7 protein-coding genes are annotated in these 6,000 nt (G+C 66.7%); 5 read left to right on the top strand and 2 right to left on the bottom strand.

Annotation, left to right across the window (positions count from 1 at the left end; all coding sequences use genetic code 11):
- Nucleotides 1-39 precede the first annotated feature (39 nt).
- The gene (locus tag AUL32_RS22270; protein WP_062120068.1) at nucleotides 40-468 is read right to left on the bottom strand and encodes a winged helix-turn-helix transcriptional regulator; all 429 of its coding nucleotides are present in this window, start codon (nucleotides 466-468) and stop codon (nucleotides 40-42) included.
- Nucleotides 469-573: 105 nt separating this feature from the next.
- Between AUL32_RS22270 and AUL32_RS22275 the strand changes: the two genes are divergently transcribed.
- Entirely contained in the window at nucleotides 574-1,338 is a 765-nt protein-coding gene (locus tag AUL32_RS22275; protein ID WP_062120070.1) for an SDR family oxidoreductase, read from the top strand.
- Nucleotides 1,339-1,494: 156 nt separating this feature from the next.
- Here AUL32_RS22275 and AUL32_RS22280 read toward each other — a convergent pair whose 3' ends face one another.
- On the bottom strand, nucleotides 1,495-1,992 hold the full coding sequence (locus AUL32_RS22280; protein ID WP_062120072.1) for a GAF domain-containing protein: 498 nt from the start codon (nucleotides 1,990-1,992) through the stop codon (nucleotides 1,495-1,497).
- A gap of 308 nt (nucleotides 1,993-2,300) precedes the next feature.
- Here AUL32_RS22280 and AUL32_RS25795 point away from each other — a divergent pair, with 308 nt between their 5' ends.
- The 4 genes from AUL32_RS25795 to AUL32_RS22300 form a co-directional block, all read left to right on the top strand.
- On the top strand, nucleotides 2,301-2,648 hold the full coding sequence (locus tag AUL32_RS25795; protein WP_062120074.1) for a gamma-glutamylcyclotransferase family protein: 348 nt from the start codon (nucleotides 2,301-2,303) through the stop codon (nucleotides 2,646-2,648).
- Between the two features lie 146 nt (nucleotides 2,649-2,794).
- Nucleotides 2,795-3,352 carry a DUF2478 domain-containing protein gene (locus tag AUL32_RS22290; protein WP_062120076.1) on the top strand — a complete coding sequence of 186 codons (558 nt, stop codon included), beginning with the start codon at nucleotides 2,795-2,797 and terminating at the stop codon, nucleotides 3,350-3,352.
- Between the two features lie 433 nt (nucleotides 3,353-3,785).
- Nucleotides 3,786-4,733 (top strand): helix-turn-helix domain-containing protein, encoded by a 948-nt coding sequence (locus AUL32_RS22295; RefSeq protein ID WP_244498017.1) that lies wholly within the window; start codon nucleotides 3,786-3,788, stop codon nucleotides 4,731-4,733.
- A 235-nt stretch (nucleotides 4,734-4,968) separates the two neighbouring features.
- Nucleotides 4,969-6,000: hydantoinase/oxoprolinase N-terminal domain-containing protein (locus tag AUL32_RS22300; RefSeq protein ID WP_192847505.1), on the top strand; the 1,032-nt coding region annotated here is incomplete at its 3' end.

Here is a 6,000-nt window from a genome sequence, read left to right on the forward strand (position 1 = left end):
CGATCGCCATGGAGGGCGCCGGCTTTCGCGAGAAGCCATCTACCGGCTGGTGCGATCGAATGTCTCCCGGGCCGTCTCGACCCGGCCGAGATTTTCCTCGGCCCAGATCCAGACGCCGCAGAAGGCCGCGCCGAGACTGAGGCCGAGTTCGGTGAGCCTGTAGTCGACGCGCGGCGGCACCACGGCATGGACAGTTCGCGTCACCATCCCGTCGCGCTCCATCTGCCGCAGCGTCTGCGTCAGCATCTTCTGACTTATGCCCGCGACTTGACGCGAGAGCTGGGTGAAGCGCAGCTCCTCGTGCTCGCTCAGAACCTCGAGCACGATCATGGTCCATTTGTCGGCCACACGCCCGATCAGGTCGTTGACCAGCGCTTCCACCCTGGGGTCGCTGTCGGCCGGCGGCTTGGTCTGGGCGATGGCCCGCGCCCTGCGGACCGTGGCGTCGTCGAAGGGAAGGCCGGACATCGCGTCACTCTCCGAAAGGTGCGTATGGATATTTTCGGTGCCTTCTTCCTATCGCATCGTGGATCGACAGATAAGAGCGCATCGAACCCAGGCAGGAGCTTTCCCATGAAGCAGACCGGCAACACCATTCTCGTCACCGGCGGCGGTTCCGGCATCGGCGAAGCGCTGGCCCAGCGCTTCCACGACAACGGCAACACCGTGATCGTGGCCGGACGCCGAAAGGAGGCGCTGGAGCGCGCCTGCGAAGGGCGCGCCGACATGCACGCCATCACGCTCGACATCGAAAGCGCGGCGGGAGTGGCCGACTTCGCCGAGCGGCTGCTCGCCGCCCACCCCGCTCTCAACGTCATCGTCAACAATGCCGGCATCATGCGCTTCGAGGCGCTGGACCAGAGCCGCGATCTCACGGACGCGGAAGCGACGGTGACCACCAACCTCCTCGGGCCGATCCGCCTGACGAACGCCCTGATCGACCACCTCGTCGCTCGGCCCGATGCCGCCATCGTCAACGTGACCTCGGGGCTGGCCTTCGTGCCGCTGGTCACGACGCCCACCTACAACGCCACCAAGGCCGCCATGCACTCCTACACCGTGTCGATGCGCGAGGTGTTGAAGGGGCGGGTCGAGGTCATCGAGCTCGCGCCGCCCGCCGTGCAGACCGGTCTCACCCCCGGCCAGGAAAGCCGCCCCGGCTACCTGCCGCTCGAGGCCTTCATCGACGAGGTCATGGCGCTGTTCGCGCGCGAGCCGACGCCGCGGGAGATCCTGGTGGAGCGGGTCGGGTTCCTGCGCCGCGCGGAAGCCGAAGGGCGCTTCGACGACACGCTGCGCACGCTGAACGAGATGGCCGCCAAAGCGCACGAGGGCTGACGCACCGAACCATCGCGCGACCGGAGCCTGCGATCCGTCGCCTCCGGTCGCGCCTCGCGGGCGCACGGAACCCGCGTCAGGCCGGCAGGAAGCCGAACGATGCCAGGATCGCGCCCCCGCTCAAGCCGCCGGATCGTTCGGGTCGCGACCGGCTCGTCAGACCGGGTCGCTGCCCTCTGCGTAGATCGCGGCGAGCCTCTCGATGCCCTCCCGGTCTTCCGCGTCGAAGCGCGAGGGAATGGGACTGTCGAGATCGAGGACGCCGATCACCCGCCCCTCCCGAAGCAGCGGAACCACGAGCTCCGACCGGGAGGCGGCGTCGCAGGCGATGTGGCCGGGAAAGGCATGGACATCGTCGACGAGAACCGTCGCGGCCCGTTCGACGGCGGTTCCGCACACGCCCCGGCCGACCGGAATGCGCACGCAGGCGGGCTTGCCCTGGAAGGGGCCGAGCACGAGTTCGCTGTTCGCCCGGAGAAAGTAGAAGCCCGCCCAGTTGAGATTGGGGAGCGATGTGAACAGGAGGGCCGAGAGATTGGCCGCATTGGCGATACCGTCCCGTTCGCCGGCGATGAGGGCCGCGAACTGTCCCGCCAAAGCCTCGTAAAGCTCAGCCTTCGTCGCGTGCTCTTCGGCTGGGCCCGTCACGAACATGGTCTCGATCCTCCGAACGAATGCGCGGCACGCGGCCTGGCAAGCTCCTGAGGGAAGGTTGGGCGCAGGTGCCGCTCCGGCTCAGGCCTTCGCCCTCTCGCGCTTCAGGCTGGCCATGTCAATCAACCGCCTATCCATGCCGGCGCAAAGCGCAAGCGCCCGGGAATTCGAAACCTTTCGAGCTGTTGGAATCCGTCGGCCAGTCGCTGTATTCTCCGGGATATAGCCGATGCGCCAAACCTCTATGGTGGTTGGAGGCCGGGAGATTCGCGGCGCCCCGTTTGGGGCCGTTTCGAAAGGAGATTTCATTGACCGAAGACGCCGACATTCGCCTGTTTTCCTACGGCACGCTTCAACAGGAGAACGTTCAGATCGCGTCGTTCGGGCGCAAACTGGCTGGGGAGCCGGACGCGATCCGAGGCTTTCGGCGCGAGATGCTGGAGATCACGGACCCGGCCGTTCTCGAAACGAGCGGGGAGCGCTTTCACCCCGTCGTCATGCCGTCGGGCGACGCCTCGGATCTCGTCGAGGGGACGCTCTTCCGGATCACGGGCGAAGAGCTTGCAGCCGCCGATCGCTACGAGGTGGACGATTATCGGCGCGTGGAGGCGACGACCGTGTCCGGCCTTCTCGCCTGGGTCTATGTCCGGGCATGATGCCGCGCGAACGCCCGAGCGCGCGAAGGCCGTTCGTTAGGCTCGAAGGCCCAGCCTCGCGGCGCGTCTGCCCTCCCCTCACGTCGACCGGCCTTGCGTCTCCCGCTGTTGGAGACGCGACTGGCTGCGGTCGGTAGGCTGAGGCGATGGCGACCCTTCCCCGCCTTTATTCCGACAACGATGTCGCGGGCATGCTCTATGCGCCGGGAGACGATCCGGACGCCATTCTCGCGGAGTTCATCCGCCTGTTGCTGGCGGAGGGCTGGGACGTTCTTGGCATCCTTCAGCGGCGCGTGGCGGATGCTCCCTCGAAAAGCCGTTCCGTGAAGTTCGTTCTGGCCCCGGAGATGGAATGGCCGGAAGCCGGAAGCGACGAAAGCCGGTACGAGGGACGCGCGTCCGACAGACTCCCCGAACTCGGACACCGCCTTGCGGGTGCGCTGGATCGAAAGCCCGACCTCATCCTGCTCAACCGCTTCGGCCGCGCCGAGCTCGAGGGCGGCGGACTGGTCGAAATCCTGTCCGCCGCCCTCGTCGATATCGTGCCGATCGCCGTGGCCGTTCCGATCGGGCTGCGCGACGCATGGGTCCGAAGCACCGGCGGGCTGGCTGTCTCCGTGCGCCCGGACGCCCAAAGGCTCCTGCACTGGTGGCGCTCGCTGGGCAACGGACCGCGTTCCCAGGAAACCAAGCGTTCAGGCTGACGCGAACGGGCCTTCCGCGCTCCCCTCCCCACTCCGCGATAGGCCGCTCTCGCTCGGCAAGCGCGGCCGCCGCCGCCTCGTCTCGGAAAGCGCGGGCGACGAGCTTCAAGAAACCTTCCGCGAAAACGGCCGGACCGATGCGGAAACTGGGGGCGGCAGTCGATCTCGGCAATACAACCATAGAAAGAAAGCCGCCAAGGGCCTGTTCGACTTCGTTTGTTGGCAGGCTTTAAAAATTGACAGGCAGACTATGCATGAACTGCATTCCAGTGTTCTTATAAAGTCAACCGTCGTCGCCTCGAGTTGGCACGCTTCCTGCTGAGGTCGTTCCGACGTGTCGATGGGTGTGGGGCTTCAGACCCCGCCGATCGGGTGCTGAACTCTTGTTCGCCGGCCCCGTGGCCGGAACCGGGTAGGAAGGCGTGCGATGCGAATGAGCTATTCCACCAACCAGAGCCCAGGCGGCCAGCGCAAGCAGTTCTGGCAGGACGCGGTTTCGCGGACCTACTTCCCGCTCGACATCCAGTTCCGCAACGCTCAGGAGTTCGCGGGCGACCTCGACTTCTGGTCGCTCGGCCAGGTCTCGATCTCACGCAACCATTGCGACGGGCTCTTGTATCGGCGGCGGGAGCGTCATCTCGTGTCGGAGCGCGAGGAAAGCTATCTCATCACCGTGCCGGACATCGCCGAGATCCGGTTCTCGCAGGACAATCAGGACGTGACCTGCCGACCCGGTCAGTTCCTGATCGAGCGCAGCCACCTGCCCTATGAGTTCAGCCACCGCGAGCGCGCCGCGCTCTGGGTGATGAAGGTGCCGAGCGCACTGCTTCGTTCGCGCATCGCGCGGCCCGAGCGGCTGGCGACCCTTCAGTTCGACGCCAGCCGCAGTGTCGGCGCCCTGTTTGTGGACATGGTGCGCATGACGGCGCCACGCCTCGACGAGATGGACGAGGCGGCGCGCGACCGCATGGGCGGCCATCTCGTGGATCTCCTGGCCATGGCGGTGGAGGCCGACCAGCGCGTCCTGTCGGGCTCGCGCTCATCGGTGCGCAACGCCCATCTTCACCGCGCCGAGCATTTCATCCGCGCGCGCCTTCGCGAGACCGACTTGTCGCCGCAGCGCATCGCGGAGGGCTGCGGCATATCCTTGCGCTACCTCCACCAGCTCTTCGAGGCCGAGGGCACCACGGTCTGCGCCCATATCCGCACCCAGCGCCTTCTGATGTGCGACGCGCTCCTGAAGGATCCGCAGAACCATCGCCGCGCCATTTCCGAGATCGCCTACGAGTGGGGCTTCGGCGATCAGGCGCAGTTCAGCCGGAACTACCGTGCCCAGTTCGGGCGAAGCCCAAGCGAGACCCGCGCCGCCGCGCGCGGGTGATCATCGATAGTGCAACGCACAAAGGCGCCTAAGACTTGGGCGGCGAGTGCGCGCCGGCGCAAGGATTGATGCGCTGGCCGACAAGAGCGGCCGCGCGAAAGCCTCTTTAATCCCCCGGCAACCTTTCGAAAATCACCGACCGTCCTTGTGAGAACGGGCGAGGATCGCATCGATCCCTCGCGCCGCCGGGCACTCTCGTGCCGACAAGCCCGGTCGAAGCATGGGATGTGCCGCCTTGCAGAATCTTCGCGTCGCCGTCGATGTCGGCGGCACCTTCACCGACATCTGCATCATGGACGAGGACACCGGCCTCATCCGCATCGAGAAGACGTCCTCCACCAAGGACCCGATCGAGGGAATTCTCGCCGGTGTCGGCAAGGCGGGGATCGACCTGTCCAAGGTCGCGCTGTTCAGCCACGGCACCACGGTCGCCACCAACGCGTTGATCACACGCCGTCTGCCGCGCACCGCCATGGTGTGCAGCGCCGGCTTTCGCGACGTGCTCGAAATCCGCCGCGCCAACAAGGAAGACCTTTGGGACGTCTACAAGGACGTCGTGAAGCCCTATATCCCGCGCCGCGACCGGCTGACGGTGCCTGAGCGCGTCGATTCCGCCGGCAAGGTGGTCGAGCCGCTGGACGAGGCGGCCGCGCGCGAGGTCGCGCGCATTCTCAAGAAGCGCGGCGTCGAGGCCATCGCCGTCTGCTTCATGAACGCCTATCTCAACGGCGAGCCCGAGCGCCGCATGCGCGAGATCCTGCTGGAGGCCATGCCGGACGTGCCGGTGTCGATCTCCTCGCAGGTCCTGCCCGAGATCTTCGAACACGAGCGCTTCTCGACCACCGTCGCCAACGCCGCTCTCTCGCCGGTCGTCGTCAGCTACACGACGCGCCTCGGCGAGCGCTTGGCGACGGAGGGCTACACCCGCGATCTTCTTCTCCTCCACACCGGCGGCGGCGTGATGACGCCGGCCAGCGTCAAGGACTTCGCCGCGCGGCTCGCGGGCTCCGGCATCGCGGCGGGCGCCATCGCCTCGCGCCACATCGCCTCGCTCTGCGGCTATCCCAACTCGATCGGCCTCGACATGGGCGGCACGTCCACCGACGTCTCGCTCGCCTACGAGGGCCAGTCGCGCGTCACCAAGGACTGGTTCATCGAGTTCGGCTATCCCATCCGCTTCTCCTCGATCGAGGTGCTGACCATCGGCGCCGGCGGCGGCTCGCTCGCCTGGACCGACGAGGCGGGAAGCTTACGCAACGGCCCGCAG

The sequence above is a fragment of the Aureimonas sp. AU40 genome (assembly GCF_001463785.1).
GTDB lineage: Bacteria > Pseudomonadota > Alphaproteobacteria > Rhizobiales > Rhizobiaceae > Aureimonas.

Coding starts and splice junctions, on each gene's coding strand:
- AUL32_RS22270 (WP_062120068.1), bottom strand. CDS start 468: ATGTCCGGCCTTCCCTTCGACGACGCCACGGTCCGCAGGGCGCGGGCC.
- AUL32_RS22275 (WP_062120070.1), top strand. CDS start 574: ATGAAGCAGACCGGCAACACCATTCTCGTCACCGGCGGCGGTTCCGGC.
- AUL32_RS22280 (WP_062120072.1), bottom strand. CDS start 1,992: ATGTTCGTGACGGGCCCAGCCGAAGAGCACGCGACGAAGGCTGAGCTT.
- AUL32_RS22290 (WP_062120076.1), top strand. CDS start 2,795: ATGGCGACCCTTCCCCGCCTTTATTCCGACAACGATGTCGCGGGCATG.
- AUL32_RS22295 (WP_244498017.1), top strand. CDS start 3,786: ATGAGCTATTCCACCAACCAGAGCCCAGGCGGCCAGCGCAAGCAGTTC.